This is a genomic window from Ectopseudomonas guguanensis, assembly GCF_900104265.1.
Taxonomy (GTDB): Bacteria; Pseudomonadota; Gammaproteobacteria; order Pseudomonadales; family Pseudomonadaceae; genus Aquipseudomonas; species Aquipseudomonas guguanensis.
Genome location: NZ_FNJJ01000012.1, coordinates 60,427 through 81,169 on the forward strand (window position 1 = coordinate 60,427; position 20,743 = coordinate 81,169).

20 protein-coding genes and 1 riboswitch are annotated in these 20,743 nt (G+C 66.3%); of the genes, 13 read left to right on the plus strand and 7 right to left on the minus strand.

Annotation, left to right across the window (positions count from 1 at the left end):
- Nucleotides 1–34: 34 nt before the first annotated feature.
- The 11 genes from BLS61_RS17400 to BLS61_RS17450 all read left to right on the plus strand — a co-directional run bounded on the left by BLS61_RS17400 (nt 35) and on the right by BLS61_RS17450 (nt 7,852).
- Nucleotides 35–697, plus strand: a complete 663-nt coding sequence (locus tag BLS61_RS17400) for a riboflavin synthase (protein ID WP_003243995.1) — start codon at nt 35–37, stop codon at nt 695–697.
- Between the two features lie 12 nt (nt 698–709).
- Nucleotides 710–1,789, plus strand: a complete 1,080-nt coding sequence (gene ribBA / locus BLS61_RS17405) for a bifunctional 3,4-dihydroxy-2-butanone-4-phosphate synthase/GTP cyclohydrolase II (RefSeq protein ID WP_090432917.1) — start codon at nt 710–712, stop codon at nt 1,787–1,789.
- 269 nt (nt 1,790–2,058) lie between these two features.
- Entirely contained in the window at nt 2,059–2,535 is a 477-nt protein-coding gene (gene ribH, locus BLS61_RS17410) for a 6,7-dimethyl-8-ribityllumazine synthase (RefSeq protein WP_012019761.1), read from the plus strand.
- Nucleotides 2,532–3,011: a transcription antitermination factor NusB gene (nusB, locus tag BLS61_RS17415; protein WP_003463208.1), complete on the plus strand. Its 480-nt coding sequence runs from the start codon at nt 2,532–2,534 to the stop codon at nt 3,009–3,011. The genes ribH and nusB overlap by 4 nt, the downstream gene beginning before the upstream one ends.
- On the plus strand, nt 3,008–3,961 hold the full coding sequence (thiL, locus tag BLS61_RS17420; RefSeq protein ID WP_090432919.1) for a thiamine-phosphate kinase: 954 nt from the start codon (nt 3,008–3,010) through the stop codon (nt 3,959–3,961). The genes nusB and thiL overlap by 4 nt, the downstream gene beginning before the upstream one ends.
- A gap of 15 nt (nt 3,962–3,976) precedes the next feature.
- The gene (locus BLS61_RS17425; protein ID WP_090433135.1) at nt 3,977–4,504 is read left to right on the plus strand and encodes a phosphatidylglycerophosphatase A family protein; all 528 of its coding nucleotides are present in this window, start codon (nt 3,977–3,979) and stop codon (nt 4,502–4,504) included.
- Between the two features lie 13 nt (nt 4,505–4,517).
- Nucleotides 4,518–5,252 (plus strand): substrate-binding periplasmic protein, encoded by a 735-nt coding sequence (locus BLS61_RS17430; protein WP_090433137.1) that lies wholly within the window; start codon nt 4,518–4,520, stop codon nt 5,250–5,252.
- Between the two features lie 18 nt (nt 5,253–5,270).
- Nucleotides 5,271–5,915: a retropepsin-like aspartic protease family protein gene (locus tag BLS61_RS17435; RefSeq protein WP_090432922.1), complete on the plus strand. Its 645-nt coding sequence runs from the start codon at nt 5,271–5,273 to the stop codon at nt 5,913–5,915.
- Between the two features lie 110 nt (nt 5,916–6,025).
- The gene (ribA, locus tag BLS61_RS17440) at nt 6,026–6,646 is read left to right on the plus strand and encodes a GTP cyclohydrolase II (protein ID WP_090432923.1); all 621 of its coding nucleotides are present in this window, start codon (nt 6,026–6,028) and stop codon (nt 6,644–6,646) included.
- A complete protein-coding gene (locus BLS61_RS17445; protein ID WP_024309622.1) occupies nt 6,643–7,056 on the plus strand; it encodes a hypothetical protein in 414 nt (137 codons plus the stop codon). Before ribA ends, BLS61_RS17445 begins: the two co-directional genes overlap by 4 nt.
- Nucleotide 7,057: 1 nt before the next feature.
- Entirely contained in the window at nt 7,058–7,852 is a 795-nt protein-coding gene (locus BLS61_RS17450) for a cobalamin-binding protein (RefSeq protein WP_090432925.1), read from the plus strand.
- A gap of 67 nt (nt 7,853–7,919) precedes the next feature.
- Here BLS61_RS17450 and BLS61_RS17455 read toward each other — a convergent pair whose 3' ends face one another.
- The 7 genes from BLS61_RS17455 to BLS61_RS17485 all read right to left on the minus strand — a co-directional run bounded on the left by BLS61_RS17455 (nt 7,920) and on the right by BLS61_RS17485 (nt 18,819).
- Nucleotides 7,920–9,806, minus strand: a complete 1,887-nt coding sequence (locus tag BLS61_RS17455; protein WP_090432927.1) for a TonB-dependent receptor domain-containing protein — start codon at nt 9,804–9,806, stop codon at nt 7,920–7,922.
- Between the two features lie 90 nt (nt 9,807–9,896).
- A riboswitch (cobalamin riboswitch) is annotated at nt 9,897–10,099 on the minus strand.
- A 72-nt stretch (nt 10,100–10,171) separates the two neighbouring features.
- Nucleotides 10,172–12,067, minus strand: coding sequence for a 1-deoxy-D-xylulose-5-phosphate synthase (dxs, locus tag BLS61_RS17460; protein WP_090432929.1), 1,896 nt, complete (start codon nt 12,065–12,067; stop codon nt 10,172–10,174).
- A gap of 82 nt (nt 12,068–12,149) precedes the next feature.
- A complete protein-coding gene (locus BLS61_RS17465; RefSeq protein WP_090432931.1) occupies nt 12,150–13,100 on the minus strand; it encodes an alpha/beta fold hydrolase in 951 nt (316 codons plus the stop codon).
- Between the two features lie 5 nt (nt 13,101–13,105).
- Complete coding sequence (locus tag BLS61_RS17470; protein ID WP_090432933.1) at nt 13,106–16,378, minus strand: acetyl-CoA carboxylase family protein; 3,273 nt, start codon at nt 16,376–16,378, stop codon at nt 13,106–13,108.
- Between the two features lie 377 nt (nt 16,379–16,755).
- Entirely contained in the window at nt 16,756–17,643 is an 888-nt protein-coding gene (locus BLS61_RS17475) for a polyprenyl synthetase family protein (RefSeq protein ID WP_090432936.1), read from the minus strand.
- Nucleotides 17,640–17,882 (minus strand): exodeoxyribonuclease VII small subunit, encoded by a 243-nt coding sequence (locus BLS61_RS17480; RefSeq protein ID WP_090432938.1) that lies wholly within the window; start codon nt 17,880–17,882, stop codon nt 17,640–17,642. Before BLS61_RS17480 ends, BLS61_RS17475 begins: the two co-directional genes overlap by 4 nt.
- A 160-nt stretch (nt 17,883–18,042) precedes the next feature.
- Nucleotides 18,043–18,819, minus strand: coding sequence for a sulfite exporter TauE/SafE family protein (locus BLS61_RS17485; RefSeq protein ID WP_090432940.1), 777 nt, complete (start codon nt 18,817–18,819; stop codon nt 18,043–18,045).
- A 147-nt stretch (nt 18,820–18,966) separates the two neighbouring features.
- Here BLS61_RS17485 and pcaQ point away from each other — a divergent pair, with 147 nt between their 5' ends.
- Together pcaQ and pcaH are read left to right on the plus strand one after the other, a co-directional pair.
- Nucleotides 18,967–19,899 carry a pca operon transcription factor PcaQ gene (gene pcaQ / locus BLS61_RS17490; protein ID WP_090433139.1) on the plus strand — a complete coding sequence of 311 codons (933 nt, stop codon included), beginning with the start codon at nt 18,967–18,969 and terminating at the stop codon, nt 19,897–19,899.
- 123 nt (nt 19,900–20,022) lie between these two features.
- Nucleotides 20,023–20,742, plus strand: a complete 720-nt coding sequence (gene pcaH, locus BLS61_RS17495; protein WP_090432942.1) for a protocatechuate 3,4-dioxygenase subunit beta — start codon at nt 20,023–20,025, stop codon at nt 20,740–20,742.
- Nucleotide 20,743 lies beyond the last annotated feature (1 nt).

Below are 20,743 nucleotides of genomic sequence, written 5' to 3' on the forward strand. Positions count from 1 at the left end.
TCAGCACCATCTTCTACGTGAAACCGGAGGGCGTATGTTCACCGGCATAATCGAAGCCATCGGCAGCATCCGCGCCATGACGCCCAAGGGCGGCGACGTGCGCGTCTACGTGGCCACCGGCAAACTCGATCTGGGCGACGTCAAGCTTGGCGACAGCATCGCCGTCAACGGCGTGTGCCTGACCGCGGTGGAACTGCCCGGCGACGGCTTCTGGGCCGACGTCAGCCGCGAGACGCTGGCGCGCACCGCCTTTGTCGACCTCAAGCCCGGCAGCGCGGTGAACCTGGAAAAGGCCCTGACGCCCACCAGCCGTCTCGGCGGGCACCTGGTCAGCGGTCACGTCGATGGCGTCGGCGAGATCGTCTCGCGCGCCGATAATGCCCGCGCCGTGCAGTTCAGGGTGCGTGCGCCGCGTGAGCTGGCCAAGTACATCGCGCACAAGGGCTCGATCACCGTCGACGGCACTAGCCTGACCGTCAACGCGGTCGATGGCGCCGAGTTCGAACTGACCATCGTGCCGCACACCCTGGCCGAGACCATCATGGTCGACTACCAGGCGGGGCGTAAGGTCAACCTCGAGGTGGACCTGCTGGCGCGTTACCTGGAGCGCCTGCTGCTCGGCGACAAGGCCGCAGAACCCAAGGCCTCGGGCCTCACCGAAAGCTTTCTCGCCGAACACGGCTACCTGAAGAATTGAGGAGACGCCCCGATGGCGCTCAACACCGCTGAAGAACTGATCGAAGACATCCGCGCCGGCAAGATGGTCATCCTCATGGATGACGAGGACCGCGAGAACGAAGGCGATATCATCATCGCCTCCGAATGCGTCACCGCCGAGCACATCAACTTCATGGCCCGCTTCGCCCGTGGCCTGATCTGCATGCCGATGACCCGCGAACGCTGCGAGCTGCTCAAGCTGCCGTTGATGGCACCGCGCAACGGCTCCGGTTTCGGCACCAAGTTCACCGTTTCCATCGAGGCCGCCGAGGGCGTGACCACCGGCATCTCCGCCGCCGACCGCGCCCGTACCGTGCAGGCCGCCGTGGCGCGCAATGCGGTGGCCGACGACATCGTCAGCCCCGGTCACATCTTCCCGCTGATGGCCCAGCCCGGCGGCGTGCTGGCGCGGGCCGGCCATACCGAAGCGGCCTGCGACCTGGCGCGCATGGCCGGTTTCGAGCCGAGCGGGGTGATCTGCGAGATCATGAACGATGACGGCACCATGGCCCGTCGCCCGGAGCTCGAGGCCTTCGCCGAGCAGCACAATCTGAAGATCGGCACCATCGCCGACCTGATCCACTACCGTCTGATCCACGAGCGCACCGTCGAGCGCATCAGCGAGCAGCCGCTGGATACCGAGCTGGGTCAGTTCAATCTGGTGACCTACCGCGACGCGGTGGAAGACACCGCGCATATGGCGCTGACCCTGGGCACCATCTGCGCCGAGGAACCGACTCTGGTGCGCGTGCACAACATGGACCCGCTGCGCGACCTGTTCCTGGTCAACCAGCCGGGCCGCTGGAGCATGCGTGCGGCGATGGCGGAAGTGGCCAAGGCCGGTAGCGGCGTGGTGCTGCTGCTCGGCAACCCGCTGACCGGGCCGGAGTTGCTGGCGCTGATCAGCCGTCAGCAGCCGGCCAACCCTGCGACCTACAGCACCGTCGGCGCCGGCTCGCAGATTCTGCGCGACCTCGGCGTGCGCAAGATGCGCCTGATGAGCTCGCCGATGAAGTTCAACGCGATATCCGGCTTCGACCTCGAGGTTGTAGAATACTTGCCTTCTAAATAAATCGGCTCCGCAGGAGTCGCATCCGATGACCCTCTCCCATTTATGGGAGAGGGTGCCCGGAGGGCGGGAGAGGGTGTTGTGACCAACGCGCAGCCCTCTCCCCCAGCCCCTCTCCCACAAGTGGAAGAGGGGAGCAAAACCCCGTAGCCCGGATGAAATCCGGGAAGATCGGCACGCTGGCCCCGGATTGCATCCGGGCTACGCCGACAAACGAATTTTATTTTCGGAGCGCACAGCGCCCCGGCTCTTTAACCCATGTGAGACCCGTCATGACCCTGAAGACCATCGAAGGTACCTTCATCGCCCCGAAGGGCAAATACGCCCTGGTGGTGGGCCGTTTCAACAGCTTCGTCGTCGAGAGCCTGGTCAGCGGCGCCATCGACGCCCTGGTTCGCCATGGCGTGAGCGAGAGCGACATCACCATCATCCGCGCACCGGGCGCCTTCGAGATTCCGCTGGTGACCCAGAAGGTCGCTCAGCGTGGCGAGTACGCGGCGATCATCGCCCTGGGCGCGGTCATTCGTGGCGGCACCCCGCACTTCGAATACGTGGCGGGCGAGTGCACCAAGGGCCTGGCCCAGGTGTCCATGGAATACGGCGTGCCGGTCGCCTTCGGCGTGCTGACCGTCGACTCCATCGAACAAGCCATCGAACGTTCCGGCACCAAGGCGGGTAACAAGGGTGCCGAAGCTGCGCTGTCTGCCCTGGAAATGGTCAGCCTGCTGGCGCAGTTGGAGGCCAAGTGAGCAACTCCGGTAACGGCCAGCCGGCCAAGAAGGGCCCCAGCGGCAAGATTCTCGCGCGCCGCGAAGCCCGTACCCTGGCCATGCAGGCTCTGTACTCCTGGCACATCGCCGGCCAGCCCTTGAACGAGATCGAAGCGCAGTTTCGCGTCGACAACGACTTCAGCAAGGTCGACGGCGCCTACTTCCACGAGATTCTGCACGGCGTGCCGCGGCAGAAGACCGAGCTGGACGAGGCCTTCACGCCCCTGCTCGATCGCCCGCTGGAAGAGATCGATCCGGTCGAGCTGGCCATCCTGCGCCTGTCCACCTACGAGCTGAAGAACCGCGTCGACGTCCCCTACAAGGTGGTGATCAACGAAGGTATCGAGCTGGCCAAGGTGTTCGGTGCCACCGATGGGCACAAGTTCGTCAACGGCATCCTCGACAAGCTCGCGCCCAAGCTGCGTGCCGCCGAAGTCAACGCCAACAAGCGGTGAATGAGTTCGAACTGATCCGCCGCTACTTCGCCGCCGCCCGTTGTGCTCAGGGCGGCGACGGAGTGGTTCTCGGTATTGGTGATGACTGCGCGCTGCTGGCGTTGCCCGCCGGTGAACAGCTGGCGGTTTCCACCGACACCTTGGTCGCCGGGGTGCACTTTCCCGCAGCCTGTGATGCCTTTCTCCTCGGTCAGCGTGCGCTGGCCGTTTCCGCCAGTGATCTGGCCGCCATGGGCGCTACGCCGCTGGCCTTTACTCTTGCTTTGACCCTGCCGAGCGCCAATGAAACCTGGCTGGCCGAGTTCGCTCGCGGCCTGCAAACGATGGCGCAGAACTGTGCACTGGCGCTGGTCGGCGGCGATACCACGCGCGGCCCGCTCAGCCTGACGCTGACCGTGTTCGGCCGGGTGCCGAATGGACAGGCGCTGCTGCGCAGTGGCGCGCAGGTGGGGGATCTGCTCTGCGTCGGCGGCGAACTGGGCGATGCCGCGGGCGCGCTGCCGCTGGTGCTGGGTCAGCGCGAGGCGGCGGCGGACATCAGCGAAGCATTGCTGGCGCGCTACTGGTCGCCGCAGCCGCAGCTGGCCCTGGGCCAGGCCTTGCGTGGGCGGGCCACGGCCGCGCTGGATATTTCCGACGGACTGCTGGCCGACTGCGGGCATATCGCCAAGGCTTCACAGGTGGCCCTTAAGATCGAGCTGGAGCAAGTGCCGCTGTCTGCGCCGCTGCGCGCCTTCGCCGGCGAGGAGCAGGCGCGGATCTGCGCGCTGGGCGGTGGCGATGACTACCGACTGGCCTTTACCCTACCGCCAGCCCTGCTCGCCGATCTGCAGGCCGATTGGCCCGAAATACGGGTGATTGGCCGTGTGCAGGCCGGTACTGGGGTAGAGTTGCTGGACACCACCGGCCAGCCCATCGAGCCGCCGCGTGGCGGCTACCAACATTTCTGACAGGACGGAATGCGCGTGACCGATCACCCCAACCAGGTTCCCGCCGAATACGTACCGCCGTCGGTATGGCGCAATCCCTGGCACTTCATCGCCTTCGGCTTCGGCTCCGGTACCCTGCCCAAGGCCCCCGGCACCTGGGGCTCGCTGGTGGCGCTGCCGTTCGTGCCGCTGTGGCAGATGCTGCCGGACTGGGGGTACTGGCTGATGCTCGGGGTGACCATGCTGTTCGGCTTCTGGCTGTGCGGCAAGGTGGCCGACGACCTGCGCGTGCATGACCACGAAGGCATCGTCTGGGACGAGATGGTCGGCATGTGGATCACCCTGTGGCTGGTGCCCGAGGGGTGGGTCTGGTTGCTGCTAGGCTTTCTTATGTTTCGTCTGTTCGACATCGTCAAACCCTGGCCGATTCGCTGGATCGACCGGCACGTGCATGGCGGTGTCGGCATCATGCTCGACGATGTAATCGCTGGCGTGTTCGCCTGGTTGGCCATGCAGGGGCTGGTCTGGGGTTGGGACCGTTATGCGGTGGTGTTGGGCTTCTAGAGAGGCGATGGCGATGGCAGCTAGGCGGCTGACGCTGCTGCTGGGTATGGTCGTGATGCTGACGGTGCATGCCGAGCTGCAGCTACCGAGCGAGATCCATGTGGCCAGCGAGGTCTGGGAGGGCCACACCAATGCCGACGGCACCGGCATGGGCTGGGATATCCTGCGCGAGGTGTTCGAGCCGGCTGGAGTTGCCTTGCGCCTGCAGAGTGTTCCCTACACGCGCGCGGTGGGCCTGGTGCAGCGAGGCGGCGTCGATGCCTATGTTGGCGCCTACCGCGACGAGGTCGACGAAGGCGTGTATTACCCTCGCTGGCATTACGACGGTGATCAGATCAGTGCTCTTGGCCTGAAGGACAAACCGGCGCCAGCACTGGATCAGCTCGGCGAACTGCGCCTGATCTGGATGCGTGGCTACGAATACCAGCGCTACCTGCCGAATGTGCGACATTACCGGGAAGTTCGTCGGCACAGCGGTATCCTTGGCATGCTCGATCAAGGTCATGCCGATTTCTACATCGATGCCCGGGTCGAGATCGAAGTGTTGCTGGAGCAGGTCGCGCAGGACGTGCGCGATCGCTACCAGGTGACCGATCTGGCGTGGTTGCCGCTGTACCTCGGTTTCGCCGACAACTCCAGAGGGCATGCGCTGGCCGACCTCTTCGATCAGCGCATGGCGCAACTGGTCGAGGCCGGCACGCTGAGGCCGATCTTCGAGCGCTGGCAGCAGCCCTATCCCTTCGACTGAGCCGGGAGGCCATTGTTCATGCCGTTTCGTTACTGTCTCGCCGGTTTCGCCCTGTTGTGTTCGGGCCTGGCCTGGGCTGCAAGTCAGGTGCAGGTGGTTGGCCTGTTTCCCGGTGCGGCGGTGCTCAATGTCGACGGCCAGCGCAAGCTGGTCCGCGTCGGCCAGACCGGGCCGGGTGGGGTGCAGGTGGTGAGCGTCGACAAGCAGGGGGCGGTGCTGCGCATCGATGGTGTCGAGCGCGCCTATCCGCTGAGTCGCGAATACAGCGCCGGCTTCGCCGAGCCGGTCAGAAAACGCCTGAGCATCGCCAAGGGCATCGGCGGCCACTACTGGGTGGCCGGTTCGGTCAACGGTCAGACCGTGCAGTTTCTGGTGGACACCGGCGCCACGTCGGTGGCGCTCAACGATGCCCACGCCAAACGCCTGGGCATCGATTACCGGGTCAGTGGCCGCCCCCTGCAGGTCAATACTGCCAGTGGCGTCGCGCGTGGCTGGCGGGTCGTGCTCGACCGGGTCAAGGTTGGCGACCTGGAGGTGCTCGGCGTCGAGGCCGTGGTGCTGGAAGGCAGCGCGCCGCACGAGGCGCTGCTGGGCATGAGCTTCCTGAGTCGGGTCGGCTGGCGCGAGGAGCAGGGGATGCTGGTGCTCGAGTCCAAGCTCTAGCGCCGCATTGACCGTTTCGATAGTGATGATCGGCAATTCAGACTGACCCGCCGGCGGGGCCTGCTGATACAATGCCGCCCCTGTTTCGTACTCATTGCCAGGAGTATCCGGTGTCCGTCGTGTTCGTCGCCGCCTCCCAACTGCCTACGCCCTTCGGCGTATTCACCATGCACGGTTTCCTCGACGAGGCCACCGGCAAGGAACACGTCGCCCTGACCTTCGGTGATGTGTCCGACGGCGCGCCCGTGCTGGGCCGTCTGCACTCCGAATGCCTGACTGGCGATGCCCTGTTCAGCCTGCGCTGCGACTGTGGTGCCCAGCTGCAGGCGGCGCTGCAGGCCATCGCCAGCGAAGGCCGCGGCGTGCTGCTCTACCTGCGTCAGGAAGGCCGCGGCATCGGCCTGCTGAACAAGATTCGCGCCTATGAACTGCAGGATGGCGGTGCCGACACCGTGGAGGCCAACGAGCGCCTGGGCTTCGGCGCCGATATGCGCGACTACGCCATCTGCCTGCCGATGCTCGAACATTTGCGCATCAAGAGCCTCAAGCTGATGACCAACAACCCGCGCAAGGTCAGGGCGCTGGGCGAGATGGGCATCGCCGTTGACCATCGCGTGCCGCTGCAGATCGCGCACAACCCCTACAACAAGCGTTACCTCGCCACCAAGGCCGGCAAGCTCGGCCATATGCTGGGCAACCAGCATCAGGGCGAGACCGAGGAAAGCCTGTGACCCGAGGCCAGGTGAAGCGCCGCCTGGCGCTGGCCTGGTGGCGCCAGCTGGGCGTGGCCCTGGCGCCGCTGTTCGTCTTCAACCTGCTGTTCGGCGGCGGTGGCACCACGGTGCTGACCATGCCGCTGTTCATCGCCGGCCTGGCTTCGATGTTCGTCAGCCTGCCGCTGTTTTCCGCCTACAAGCGCGCCCTGATCGCCACCGAGAAGGCCCTCGACAGCGACGCCGAGCCGGCTGCGTGGCTGGAACTGGATCGCGTGCGCCTGCGTGCCCTGCTCGGCGCGGCGCTGCCGGCCTGGATCGCCGCCCTGGCGGTGCTGGCTGGCCTTGAGGCCATTCCGCTGGTGCTGCTGGCGCTGTCGTCCATCGTGCTGCACAGCCTTTATCGCATACCCCGCCAACTCGGCTGACATGCGCACTCTGCTGCTGGCCCTGTGTCTGCTGGCGCTGCCCTTGGCGGCCGCGCCACGGGTGGTCAGCCTGGCGCCCTCGCTCAGCGAAATCATGCTCGACCTGGAAGCTGCAGACCTGCTGGTCGGTGTGCTCGAAGGCGACGAGCGTCCCGCCGCATTGGCGCACCTTCCCACTGTCGGGCGTTATGGCCAGCTGGAATTCGAACGTCTGCTGCAGCTGGCGCCGGATCTGATCCTGATCGCGCCGGGCAGCGTGCCGCCGGCGCAGCAGGCGCAACTGCAGCGTCTGGGCATTGCCTTGCTGGTGATCGAGCCGCAGCGGCTCGATCAGCTCGGCGATGCCTTCATACGCCTTGGCGAGCGGGTGGGCCGGGGGGAGCAGGGGCGTCGCCTGGCTGCCGAGTTTCGGGCTGAGCTGGATGCATTGCGCCAGCGCTACCAGCGCGAGCAGCCGTTGTCGGTGTTCTACCAGATCTGGCATCAGCCGCTGTACACCATCGGCGGCGAACAACTGATCGGCGATGCATTGGCCGTGTGTGGCGGGCGCAACCTGTTCGCCGATCTGCCGCAGCCTGCACCGCAGGTCAGTGTCGAGGCGGTGCTGGCGCGTGACCCGGACGTGATTCTCGGCGGCAGCAATGCCGAGCTGAGCGCCTGGCAGGCCTGGCCGCAACTGCATGCGGTGCGCCTGAGCCAGGTGTGGGCCGTGCCGGACAAGGGCCTGGAACGGCCCAGCCGGCAGATGCTGGGGGCCATCGAACAGCTGTGCGAGCTCATGGCGGCGGCGCGGTAGCCCCGCAGCAGCTTGGTGCGCACGGCGCACCCTACGAGCGCCGTAGGGTGCGCCGTGCGCACCGAGGTCAAAGTTGCGGCGTCCAGCTCAGAGAGAGCAGGGCGCTACGGCCTTCTTCGCGATAGCCGTAATAGTTCACGCTGCTGAAGAACGGATCGTTCGGTCGGCTATACAGAGCTTGGGAATAGTCCTTGTCCAAGATGTTGTCGACCTTGATTTGCCACAGCAGCTCATCGCTCATCCGCCAGCTCGCACGCGCACCGAGCAAACCGTAGCCGGCGATCTCTCGAGTGTTGGCGGCGTCGTCATAGCGACCGGAGAAGGCCTGCCAGGTGATGCCAGCGGCGAAGGCGCCGAACGGGCGATCCAGGTCTAGGCTCAGGCTGCGTTTGGCGCGGCGCGGCAGGGTATGGCCGCTGTCGCGATCACGTGGGTCGAGCAGGCTGGCGCCGAGCACGGCCTGCCAGCCCAGCACCTCGCGTTCCAGGCTTAGTTCCAAGCCTTGCAGACGCGCCTGGTTGACGTTCATCGGCGTGCTGAAGAAGGTTACCGGGTCGCTGACCACGGCGATCAGGTCTTCGACCTCGGTGCGGTAGGCCGACAAGCTCCAGCGGGTACTCAGGTGATCGCCGCGCAATTGCGCCTCGTAGGTTTTCGAGCGCTCGGGCGCGAGGTTCGGATTGCCGCCATAGAAGGCGCTGGTGGGGTAGTACAGATCGTTGAAGGTGGGGGCGTGAAAACCCTCGCCATAGCTCAGCAGTAGCTCCAGTCGTTCCACCAGGTCCAGGCTCAGTGCCGCGTTCCAGGTGTTCTCGCTGCCGAATTGCTCATTCTTGTCGTGGCGTAGGCCTAGCTCGGTAGCGAAACCGTCGCCGCGATGGCGGTGCTGGACGAAGGCGGCTTGATTCCAGCGCTCGCTCTGGCTGAAGTCGCTGTCCGTGCTCAAGCGGTCCTCGAACCAGTCGAGGCCCAGCAGCAACTGGTTGGCCTCGTCCAGATGCAGGGTATTGAGCCAGGCGGCGCTGTCGCGGTAGGTGTTGAAGCTGTAGTTATTGTCGGCGTTCAGCGGGTCGCGGTTGTCGCTCTTGTCCTCGCTATGGCCCAGTTCCAGGCGGCTGCTCCAGCGCTCAGCGAGTTGCGCTTCGAGATGGGCGGCAGCGGTGGAAACGCTGAAGCGCTCGCTGGGGTTGCCCGGCTCGAAGCTGAACAGATCGTCGTATTCGCTCTCGCCACGCTGGTCTACCAGGCTTAGGCCGCCCTTGAGGCGCTCGCTGAAGCGATGTTCCAGGCTCAGATTGAATGACTTGCGGCGCAGACCGTCGTGGTCGCCGTCGTTGCCACGGGCATCCTGCGAGCGGTCGAAGCCGGCACGTTCGGCCAGACTGGCGCCGAGATCGAAGCGGGTGTGCTGATCGCCGCCGGACAGACCCAGGCTGCGTTCGAAACTCTGCTGACTGCCGGCGGCCAGGCGCAGCCGCGGCTGCAGACCGGCTTCGCCCTGGCGGGTGAAAATCTGGATAACCCCGCCGATGGCGTCGGCGCCGTATAACGCCGAACGTGGGCCGCGTACCACCTCGATGCGCTCGATCTGCTCGGGGCTAAGGAATTCCAGGCGGGCCAGACCGCTTGCAGCGGCGTTCAGGCGCACGCCGTCGACCAGTACCAGGGTCTGGTTGGCGTTGGCACCACGCAGAAACAGGCTGGTCAGGCTGCCACGGCCGCCATTCTGCACGATGGATACGCCGGGTACGCGGCTGAGCAGATCGGGCACGCTGCTGGCCTGCAGACGTTCGATGTCCTCCCGCTCGAACACCGTGGTGGCAGCGGTAGCCTGCGCCTGCGGTTCGGCCAGGCGTCCGGAGGTGACGACCAGTGGTTCGGTCACATAGGGCTCGGCGGCGGTGGCTAGACCTGGCAGAACGGCAATGGCCAGAGCCAGACGGGACAGTTTCATTCTCTTTCCTCAAAGGTCGGCAGACGTTCGAGGAGGGCAGGCGCAAGCGCGGGCAGGGCAGCAGCGCTTGACCGTGCTGCCCTCCGCAACACCAGTCGCACCGCCTTGGCCGGTCTCCGGGCTCTCGACCCCGGTCCGCCTTCCCGGGAATACCCAGTGGCCGTGGACAAGGTGCAGGCTGCAGCCTGCCGTCGATTACCGTTGCGGGGGCAGCGTCGGGATTGCTCGTGAAGAGCACACCGACTTCCCGTTTAACGCCGCTTGCGCAGCGCACCCTGGCGGAACATGAATGGCGCGCACCTTAGTGCGCGCGAGTATGAATGACAAGCAAGCCCCGTTCATTCGGCGATGAGCGGGGCTAATGCTCAGGCCTGCAGCAGGCCCAGGCGCTCGCGCACTGCACGCTCGATACCGGCTTCGTCGAGGCCGCATTCGGCAAGCATCTGCGCCGGCTTGGCGTGCTCGACGTAGTAATCGGGCAGGCCCAGGTGCAGCATCGGCACCTGCTGGTTCTCGGCGGCGAGGAATTCGCTGACCGCACTGCCGGCGCCACCCATCACGGCGTTTTCCTCGATGGTCACCAGCAGTGCGTGGCTGCCGGCCAGTTCGCGCAGCAGGGCTTCGTCCAGCGGTTTGACGAAGCGCATGTCGACCACGGTGGCATCCAGCGTTTCGCCCACGCGCAGGGCTTCGGCCAGTTGCACGCCAAACACCAGCAGGGCGACGCCCTGGCCCTGGCGGCGTACCACCGCCTTGCCGATCTCTAGCGGCTGCAGGCCGGCATCGAGCGGTGCGTTGGGGCCGCTGCCGCGTGGGTAGCGCACCGCGGCCGGGCCGTCGAACAGGTGGCCGGTGGTGAGCATGCGGCGCAGCTCGTTCTCGTCGCTCGGGGTCATCACCAGCATGCCGGGGATGCAGCGCAGGTAGGACAGGTCGAAGCTGCCGGCGTGGGTCGGGCCGTCTTCGCCGACCAGGCCGGCGCGGTCGATGGCGAAGAGTACATCGAGATTCTGCACTGCGACGTCATGGATCAGCTGGTCATAGGCGCGCTGGAGGAAAGTGGAATAAATAGCCACCACCGGCTTGGCGCCTTCGCAGGCCATACCGGCGGCCAGGGTCACGGCGTGCTGCTCAGCAATCGCCACGTCGAAGTAGCGCTCGGGGAAGCGCTCGGCGAAGGCCACCAGGTCGGAGCCTTCCTTCATCGCCGGGGTGATGCCCACCAGGCGGTTGTCGGCTGCGGCCATGTCGCACAGCCACTGGCCGAATACGTTGGAGTATTTCGGGCCGCTGGGCTTCTTGGGGGCAGCGACAGGCGTTACCGGTTCCAGCTTGGTGATGGCGTGATAGCCGATGGGATCAAGCTCGGCCGGGGCGAAGCCCTTGCCCTTCTTGGTCACCACATGCAGGAACTGCGGGCCGTCGAGGTCGCGCATATTGCGTAATGTAGCAAGCAGGGTCGGCAGGTCGTGGCCGTCGATGGGGCCGACGTAGTTCCAGCCCAGCTCCTCGAACAGGGTGCCGGGTACCAGCATGCCCTTGGCGTGTTCCTCGACCTTGCGCGCGATTTCCCAGGCGCCGGGCAGGCGCGAGAGGATCTTCTTGCTGCCCTCGCGCATGCTGGCGTAGGTGCGGCTGGAGATGATCTTGGCCAGGTAGTTGGACAGGCCGCCGACATTCTTGGAGATCGACATGTCGTTGTCGTTGAGGATCACCAGCATGTTGGCACCGACGTCGGTGGCGTGGTTGAGCGCCTCGAAGGCCATGCCGGCAGTCAGCGCGCCGTCGCCGATCACCGCCACGCTCTTGCGTTTCTCGCCCTTCAGGCGGGCGGCGATGGCCATGCCCAGCGCCGCGCTGATGCTGGTGCTGGAGTGGCCGACGCCGAAGGTGTCGTATTCGCTCTCGCTACGCCGCGGGAAGGCGGCCAGGCCGTCCTTCTGGCGCAGCGTGCCCATGCGCTCGCGACGGCCGGTGAGGATCTTGTGCGGGTAGGCCTGGTGGCCGACGTCCCACACCAGGCGGTCATCGGGGGTGTCGAAGACGTAGTGCAGGGCGATGGTCAGCTCGATGACGCCGAGGCCGGCACCGAAGTGCCCGCCGCTCTGGCCGACACTGTAGAGCAGGTACTGGCGCAGCTCATCGGCGAGGGTTTCCAGGTCCGCTTCGGCCAGGCGGCGCAGTTCGTCGGGCGTGTTGGCGCTGTCGAGCAGCGGCGTCAACGGGCGCTCGCGGGGGATCTCGTGGAAAGTGGTCGGCATCAGGCGAATCGTTATAGGCGTAAAAGATGCGGCAGTTTACCTGATGCCAGGAAAACAGCCCAATCCGCTGTCCATATCGCCGTTACCGGTAGTTTCTTGCAAGGAAATCCAGCAGCAGGACGCTGACCCGTTCGGCGCATTCGCCCTGCAGCCAGTGGCCGGCGCCAGGCAGGTCGTGGCGTTCCAGACGCGGTACCTTGTCGGCCATGCGCTTGAGCGTCGGCGCTTCGAAGCGGCCCACCGGGTCGTTTTCGCCGAGCAGGAACAGCGTCGGCTGTGTCACCTGCAGCCCGGTCAGATGCTCGGTGCGTTGCCAGTTGCGTTCGAAGTTGCGGTACCAGTTCAGCGCGCCGCGAAAGCCGTGGCGCTCGAAGATGCGCAGGTAGTGGGTGAACGTCGCCTCGCTGCACCAGGCCGGCAGTGGCAGGTCGTCCGGCACGCCGTCGAACAGCCGCGCGTCGGCCGGTTTGTCCGTCGCCAGCAGGGCATCGCCCAGGCCGCCGAGCAGCAGGCGCAGGCTGCGGCCGATGTATTCGTCCAGCTCGGCCTCGGCCACGCCCGGCTGCTGGAAGTAGAGGATGTAGTGGAAGCGCCCGGCATACGCCTCGCGCATCATTTCGATAGCCGGACGTTTCGGCCGGCCGCCGAAAGGCACCGACAGCGCGCCGAGGGCCTTGACCCGCTCAGGCTCCAGTAGCGCCAGGTGCCAGGCCACCGGGGCGCCCCAGTCGTGGCCGACCACCGCTACCTCGCGCTGGCCGAGCATGTCCATCGCCGCCTGGATATCGCCGCACAGGGTGAGCAGCTCATAGGCCGCCGGATCGGCCGGCGCGCTGCTGGCGCCGTAGCCACGCATCTCCGGGGCGAACACGCGGTAGCCGGCGGCGGCCAGCGCCTCGATCTGCGGATGCCAGGCGTACCAGCACTCGGGAAAGCCATGCAGCAGCCACACCGGCTTGCCGTGCTCGGGGCCGGCGCTGTACAGGCTGAGTTCGATGCCGTTGACGGAGAGCAGGCGGTGGTCGAGGTGCATGGCGATTACCAGGTGTCGATAAAGGGACGTTTCTTGCCATCACGCCACGGCGGACGCGGCGCCGCATTGAGGCCGCGCAGCAGCCAAGCGCGGCTGTCGGCCGGATCGATCACGGCGTCGATCTCAAGGTAGCTGGCCATGTTCAGCGCCTTGCCGTTGTCGTAGGCCTTGGCCACCAGCTTGTCGAACAGCGCCTGGCGCGCGGCCTCGTCCGGCTGGGCTGCCAACTCCTTGGCGAAGCCCAGGCGTACCGCGCCTTCGAGGCCCATGGCGCCGAATTCGCCACTGGGCCAGGCGGCGGTAAATAGCGGCGAGTGGAAGCTGCCGGCGGCCATTGCCTGGGCGCCGAGGCCGTAGCCCTTGCGCAGCACCAGGGTGAAGAAGGGCACCGTGAGACTGGCGGCGGTGACGAACAGGCGCGAGACGTGGCGTACCGTGGCCTGTTTCTCCGCCTCCGGCCCGACCATAAAGCCGGGGGTGTCGCATAGCGAGACGATGGGCAGGTCATGGGCCTCGCACAGTTGCAGAAAGCGCGCGGCCTTGTCGCCGGCCACGGCATCGATGGCGCCACCCAGGTGCGCGGGGTTGTTGGCGATCAGGCCGAAGGGCTTGCCCTCGATGCGGATCAGCGCGGTGATCAGGCCGGGGGCGAACTGGCGGCGCAGCTCCAGCACGCTGCCGTCGTCGGCCAGCAGCTCGATCACCTGGCGGATGTCGTACACGCGCAGGCGGTTTTCCGGGATCACCTGGCGCAGCTCGCGCGGATCGCTGCATTGCCAGTCGCTCACCGGGCCCTGGAAATAACCCAGGTACTGCTTGGCCACGGCAACCGCTGCGGCCTCGTCTTCGACCAGCACGTCGATCACCCCGTTTGGGCCTTGCACGCTGGTCGGGCCGACCTGCTCGGGGGTGAAACTGCCCAGGCCGCCGCCTTCGATCATCGCCGGGCCGGCCATACCGATGCTGGCGTTACGCGTGGCGATGATCACGTCGCAGCAGCCGAGCAGCGCGGCGTTGCCGGCGAAGCAGCGACCGGAGACCACGCCCACCGTCGGCACCAGGCCGGAGAGTTTGGCCATGGCGACGAAGGTGTGGCAGTCCAGCCCGGCCACGCCGACGAAATCCGTATCGCCCGGCCGCCCGCCGCCACCTTCGGCGAACAGCACCACTGGCAGGCGCCATTGCTCGGCCAGGGCCAGCATGCGGTCGGTCTTCTTGTGGTTCATCACCCCTTGAGTGCCGGCGAATACCGTGTAGTCGTAGGCGATGGCCATGCAGCGCGCGGCCTCGCTGCCGAAGCGCGCGGCGTTTACCGTGCCGATACCGGCGACCAGGCCATCGGCCGGGCTCAGCTCCAGTAGTTCCTCGGGCGAACGGCGGCGGCGCTGGGCGGCCAGGGCCATGGCGCCGTATTCGATAAAGCTGCCGTCATCGAGCAGATCCGCCAGGTTCTCGCGCACGGTGCGCTGGCCGGTCTTGCGCCTTTTCGCCACGGCTTCGGGGCGGCGTGCATCGGTCAGCCGAGCATGGCGCTCCAGCACTTCGGCCAGGTCGGCGCGGATATGTGCCAGGTCGACCGCCTGCTCGCCATGCTCGGTGAAGCCATCCACCTCGGCCGGTTCCAGGAACGCCAGCGCCTGGCCCTCGCCGACGGCCTCACCGGGTGCCACGGCCAGTGCACGGACGATGCCGCTGTGCTCGGCCTTGACCTCGAATTCCATCTTCATTGCCTCCAGCACGGCGATGCGCTGACCGGCGGCCACGGCGTCGCCTTCGGCCAGCGCCAGGCTGACCAGCACGCCAGCACTGGGGGCGCTCAGGGCCAGGGTACCGGGCGGGGCTTCGAGGCTGGCTCTGGCGCTTTGCGCAGATGTGTCGTTGGCGAAGTAACGGTGCGGATGGGCCTGCTCGCGAGGGGCCAGCAGCTCGCCCAGGTGACGCTCGACATAGGTGGTGTCGACCTGGTTGGCGATGACCTCGTCGCGCTGCAGCAGGTTCTGCAGCAGGTGCAGGTTGCTCGCCACGCCTTCGAGGCGGAACTCGCACAGCCCCCGGTAGGCGCGACGCAGGGCGCCGGGGTAGTCGCTGGCGCTGGCGATCAGCTTGGCGATCAGCGAGTCGTAGGCCGGGCTGACGACATAACCGGCGTAGCCGCAGCCATCCACACGCAGGCCGGGGCCACTGGGCGGCTGGTAGGCGCCGAGCACGCCGCTGGCCGGGCGCGCGCTGCCATCGGCGTGCAGGGTTTCCAGATTCAGGCGCACCTGCACGGCATAGCCTTTCGCGGGCGGTGGAGTGAGCAGGTTCAGCTCGGCCAGGCTCTTGCCGGCGGCCAGGTGCAGTTGCGTGTGCAGCAGGTCGACGCCGGTGACCTGCTCGGTGACGGTGTGCTCCACCTGCACGCGCGGGTTGGCTTCCATGAAGTAGAAGCGCCCCGGCTGGTCGAGGTCGAGCAGGAACTCGAAGGTGCCGATGCCGCGATATTGAACCTCGGCCGCCAGGCGCAGGGCGCTGGCGATGATAGCGTCACGGGTGGCCACATCCAGGTCGGGGCTGGGGGCGATCTCCACCAGCTTCTGGTGGCGGCGCTGCAGACTGCAGTCGCGCTCCCACAGGTGGCTGACCGCACCGCTGCCGTCGCCGAGTACCTGCACTTCGATATGCCGGGCGCGGCGCACTCGCTTCTCCACGTACAGGGCGCCGCTGCCGAAGGCGCCCTGGGCCTCCGAGGCGCAGCGGGCAAAGGCCTCGGCCAGTTGCGCGGCATCGTCCACTGCACGCATGCCGCGCCCGCCGCCGCCAGCCAGGACCTTGAGCATCACGCTGCCGTGTTCGGCAAGAAAGTCCGCGGCCTGCTCCAGCGTCACCGCCTGGTTGATCCCCGGTACCAGCGGCACTGCGCAGCGTTCGGCCAGGGCACGGGCGGCGGCCTTGTCGCCGAACAGTTGCAGGGTTTCCGGCGTTGGGCCGACGAAGGTCAGCCCGGCGACCTGGCAGCGGCGGGCGAACTCGGCGTTCTCGGCGAGAAAACCGTAGCCGGGGTGGATGGCCGTGCAGCCCTGTTCACGGGCGATGGCAATGAGCTGATCCATATCCAGATAGGCCGCGACACCGCGACCGACCAGCGCGACGGCCTGATCGGCCTTGCGAGTGTGCAGGCAGGCGCTGTCGTCTTCGGCGAATACCGCCACGCTGTGGATGCCGAGGTCGGCGCAGGCCTGGGCGATGCGAATGGCGATCTCGCCACGGTTGGCGATCAGCAGGGCGGGGAAGGGCATGGCGGCTCCGGACGTCTTGTCGTTATGGAGCCATCTTAGGAGGCTGGTCGCGGGGGTAAAGCAAGCCTTATGCGGCGATCATGCGGTCATAGATGACAATGATGGAGCGGGATGGCCATCGCGGCTGAAGCCGCTCCCACAAGAGCCGCCTAGCAGGCCGTTAAAAAACGTAGGCGAGGCAGGCAAGACAATACCGATGGCGGCCCCGCAAAAACAGCCGAAACGCTCGGGGTCGCGCTCGACTTTACGTGTTGTAAATGAGCATTTGATTCGCTTCGCTCATCCCCTCAAGGGCCGCGCTAAAGCGCGTTCAGTCTTCGACTGTGAGGCTGTTTTTAACGCCGTATTGCCAACGCAGGTAGTTTTTCAACAGCCTGCTAGCTGCGTCGCTCGACGATATAGCGCGCCAGCTCGCGCAGCGGTTCGGCACTGTTGCTGAAGGGACGTAGCACGTGCAGGGCCTGATCGCGCAGCTCCAGCGCGTAGTCCTTGGCGGCGTCGAGGCCGAGCAGGGCGGGGTAGGTGGGCTTTTCGTTGGCCTCGTCCTTACCCTGGGTCTTGCCCAGGGTAGCGGTATCGCTCTCCACGTCGAGGATGTCGTCCTGCACCTGGAAGGCCAGGCCGATGGCGCGGGCGTATTGCAGCAGGGCCTTGCGCGCGAGTTCGTCGGTACTGCCGCTGGCCAGGGCACCGAGCGCTACGCTGGCCTCGATCAGCGCGCCGGTCTTGTGCCGGTGCATGATCTCCAGGGCCTGCTGGTCGAGTTGCAGGCCCACCGAGCCGAGGTCGATGGCCTGGCCGCCGACCATGCCGGCCGGGCCTGCGGCCTGGCTAAGCAGTTCGATCATTTGCAGGCGCGTCTCGGCCTGCTGCGGGTTGCGTCGACGGTCGGCGAGCACGCCGAAGGCCAGGCTTTGCAAGGCGTCGCCGGCAAGGATGGCGCTGGCTTCGTCGAAGGCCTTGTGCGTGGTCGGTTGGCCACGACGCAGGTCGTCATCGTCCATCGCCGGCAGGTCGTCGTGCACCAGCGAGTAGGCGTGGATCAGCTCAACGGCGCAGGCCGCGCCGTCGGCACGCTCGAGATCGCCGTCCAGCGCTTCGCAGGCGGCGTAGACCAGCAGCGGGCGCACGCGTTTGCCGCCATTCATCACGCTGTAGCGCATCGCGTCGTACAGGCGCTGGAGCTCGGCACGGGGAGCCTGGAACAGCGGCTCGAGGGCGGCGTCGACCCGTGCCTGGCAGCTCGCCTGGTAGGCCTTGATCATGCGTTCGGGTCCGCGTCGAAGGGCGCCGGCTGCAGCTCGCCATCGCGCTCCAGGAGGATCTGCACCTTCTGCTCGGCCTGAGCCAGGGCGGCCTGGCACTCGCGAGTCAGGCCAATGCCCTGCTCGAAGGCAGTCAGCGAATCTTCCAGCGACAGTTCCCCACTCTCCAGGCGTTCGACCAGGGTCTGCAGCTCGGCGAGGGAGTGTTCGAAGTCGGGGACGGCTTTCTTGCGGGCCATGGCGCGGGTTCTCGCTGGTTCTGGAACGGGCGCGACACTAGCAGAGCCACGCCACTCGGGCAAATCAGGTGACCCGAGGATGTGGTTCGGGATTGGACTCGGCGTAGGGGGCGCCGTGTGCACCGGGCTCGGCGATGGAACACACGGCACACCCTACGGCCTAGGCAGAGAAGTAGGTGCTCCAGAAGTAGTACAACGTCATACCGCTACCCACCAGAATAACGAATGCACGCAGCAGCGCTGGCGGCAGCTTCTCGCCCAGTGCCCCGCCGGCGTAGCCGCCAAGGGTGGCGCCGGTGAGCAGGATGGCCAGCTCGTACCAGCTGACCCGCCCGGCGATGACGAAGGTCAGCGTGGCGATGCTGTAGATCACTGCCGAGATCAGGTTCTTCAGCGCGTTGGCGCGGGCCAGGACATGGCCCTCGATGGAGAAGGCGGCCAGTTGCAGGATGCCCATGCCGGCGCCGAAGTAACCGCCGTAGATCGACACGCCAATATGCGCGCCGAGCGACAGTGGTGTGTGTGGCGGGTGCTCGGATGTCTTGTTCTTGCGCCGTTCGGCCAGCCAGCGTCCCAGCCAGGGGCTGGCGGCGAACAGCGCGGTAGCGGCCAGTAGCAGCCAGGGAATCAGCACGCGGAATACGTCATCGCCGCCGGCCAGCAGCAACAGGCCGCCGAGCAGGCCACCCGCCAGGCCGGCCAGCAGCAGCGGGATCAGATAACGACCCAGCGGCCGCAGCGACGCTCGCGCAGCCCAGGCACCAGCCAGGCTGGCCGGCCACAGCGCCACGGCGTTGGTGGCATTGGCGGTCACCGGTGGCAGGCCGGCAGCGAGCAGAGCAGGGAAGGAGAAGAAGGTGCCGCCGCCGGCCAGGGCATTCATGCCGCCAGCGGCGAAACCGGCGAGGGCCAACAGCAGCAGATCAGGCAGGGACATGGCGCAGGCTCGCACAAAAAGAGTGCAGCATAGGGCTGACCATTCGGTCAGCCAAGTGCGACCAAGGTGGCGAATCGGTCAATTGTCGTCTGTGCCAGGCCCATGCTTTGCGGCATCATCGCGGACATCTGCTCACCGGTGCCTGCGATGAATATCGACACCCGCATCAAATTCCGCCACCTGCTGTGCTTTCTCGAGATCGCCCGCCAGCGCAGTTTCGCCAAGGCTGCCGACACCCTGGCGGTCAGCCAGCCGGCTATTTCCAAGACGCTCAAGGAACTCGAGGAAATTCTTGAGGCCAGTCTGTTCGAGCGAGGCAAGAGTGGCGTAAGCCTGACCGCTGCCGGTGTAGCCTTCATGCGTTACGCCGGCCCTTGCGTGCAGGCCCTGCGCGATGGCGTGAACAGCCTGCGCGAGGGCGAGCACGAGGCCGGGCAGGTGCGTGTCGGCGTGCTGTCTACCGTCGAGAGCCTGCTGATCCCCGAGGTGGTGCGGCGGCTGCACGAGCGCCACGCGGCGCTGGTGGTCAGCGTCGCCACCGGGCCGGGAGCCTATCTGCTCAGCCAGTTGCGCGTCGGCGAGCTGGATCTGGTGATCGGCCGCATGACCGACAGCCCGGACATCCAGGGCCTGATCTTCGAGCACCTGTACAGCGAATCCATGACCCTGGTGGCGCGTCCGGGGCATCCGTTGCTCGATGCTGGCGAGAGCGTCATGGGTCGGCTCGGTGACTATCCGCTGGTGTTGCCGACGGCGGGCACGACAATCCGCAAGCATGCCGACAGCCTGTTCGTGCAGTGTGGTGTGACGCCCTCGCGGCAGCGTCTGGAAACCCTGTCACCGGCCTTGAGCCGACGCTACGTGCTGTGCAGCGATGCGTTGTGGGTGGCGCCGCAGGATGCGGTCTGCCTCGATGTGCAGCGTGGCGAGCTGATCGAACTGCAGTTGCATGTACGCGAGCCGGGTGGTTCGGTGGGTATCTGTCGCAATGGCGCGCTCGGCTTGCCGCTGGCCGCCGAGCGCTTCTGCGAGGCACTGCGTGAGGTGGCCCACGGCTACCGCGAGGGCGTTTTTCCATAACCATTTGGTTATGTTTGAGAGGCGTCTTTTCAATTTTCAGCGGGCGCGCTTTGGCCGAGACTGCGGCCACTTCCCGGACGACATCCCGGGTCGACTCCACAATACCCACAACAGGAGTGCACCATGCCTGCCGAGGACAACCGTCGCTTTGCCATGCGCGACCGCAACTGGCATCCGAAAGCTTTCACCCCCGACTACAAGACTTCCATCGCCCGCTCGCCGCGTCAGGCGCTGGTGAGCATCCCGCAGTCGATTTCCGAAACCACCGGCCCGGACTTCTCGCACCTGAAGTTCGGCGAGCACGACAACGACCTGCTGCTCAACTTCAACAACGGCGGCCTGCCCGTTGGTGAGCGCATCATCGTTTCCGGTCGGGTCATGGATCAGTACGGCAAGCCGATCCCGCATACCCTGGTGGAAATGTGGCAGGCCAACGCCGGTGGCCGTTACCGTCACAAGAACGACCGCTACCTGGCGCCGCTCGATCCCAACTTCGGTGGTGTCGGCCGTGCCCTGACCGACAGCGAAGGTCGCTATATCTTCCGCACCATCAAGCCCGGCCCCTATCCGTGGCGCAACGGGCCGAACGACTGGCGTCCGGCGCACATCCACTTTTCCATCAGTGGTCCGTCGATCTCCACGCGCCTGATCACCCAGCTGTACTTCGAAGGTGACCCGCTGATCCCGCTGTGCCCGATCGTCAAGTCCATCGCCAACCCGGACGCCGTGCAGACGCTGATCGCCAAGCTGGATATGAGCACGGCCAATCCGATGGATTGCCTGGCCTATCGCTTCGACATCGTGCTGCGTGGCCAGCGGAAAACCCATTTCGAGAACAAATAAG

Excerpts from the sequence above, each read along its gene's own strand:
- ribH (WP_012019761.1), top strand. The coding sequence starts at position 2,059 with ATGACCCTGAAGACCATCGAAGGTACCTTCATCGCCCCGAAGGGCAAA.
- pcaQ (WP_090433139.1), top strand. The coding sequence starts at position 18,967 with ATGAATATCGACACCCGCATCAAATTCCGCCACCTGCTGTGCTTTCTC.
- BLS61_RS17485 (WP_090432940.1), bottom strand. The coding sequence starts at position 18,819 with ATGTCCCTGCCTGATCTGCTGCTGTTGGCCCTCGCCGGTTTCGCCGCT.
- BLS61_RS17430 (WP_090433137.1), top strand. The coding sequence starts at position 4,518 with ATGGCAGCTAGGCGGCTGACGCTGCTGCTGGGTATGGTCGTGATGCTG.
- ribBA (WP_090432917.1), top strand. The coding sequence starts at position 710 with ATGGCGCTCAACACCGCTGAAGAACTGATCGAAGACATCCGCGCCGGC.
- BLS61_RS17475 (WP_090432936.1), bottom strand. The coding sequence starts at position 17,643 with ATGATCAAGGCCTACCAGGCGAGCTGCCAGGCACGGGTCGACGCCGCC.
- pcaH (WP_090432942.1), top strand. The coding sequence starts at position 20,023 with ATGCCTGCCGAGGACAACCGTCGCTTTGCCATGCGCGACCGCAACTGG.
- BLS61_RS17400 (WP_003243995.1), top strand. The coding sequence starts at position 35 with ATGTTCACCGGCATAATCGAAGCCATCGGCAGCATCCGCGCCATGACG.
- dxs (WP_090432929.1), bottom strand. The coding sequence starts at position 12,067 with ATGCCGACCACTTTCCACGAGATCCCCCGCGAGCGCCCGTTGACGCCG.
- BLS61_RS17435 (WP_090432922.1), top strand. The coding sequence starts at position 5,271 with ATGCCGTTTCGTTACTGTCTCGCCGGTTTCGCCCTGTTGTGTTCGGGC.
- BLS61_RS17465 (WP_090432931.1), bottom strand. The coding sequence starts at position 13,100 with ATGCACCTCGACCACCGCCTGCTCTCCGTCAACGGCATCGAACTCAGC.
- BLS61_RS17470 (WP_090432933.1), bottom strand. The coding sequence starts at position 16,378 with ATGCCCTTCCCCGCCCTGCTGATCGCCAACCGTGGCGAGATCGCCATT.
- BLS61_RS17480 (WP_090432938.1), bottom strand. The coding sequence starts at position 17,882 with ATGGCCCGCAAGAAAGCCGTCCCCGACTTCGAACACTCCCTCGCCGAG.
- BLS61_RS17450 (WP_090432925.1), top strand. The coding sequence starts at position 7,058 with ATGCGCACTCTGCTGCTGGCCCTGTGTCTGCTGGCGCTGCCCTTGGCG.
- BLS61_RS17455 (WP_090432927.1), bottom strand. The coding sequence starts at position 9,806 with ATGAAACTGTCCCGTCTGGCTCTGGCCATTGCCGTTCTGCCAGGTCTA.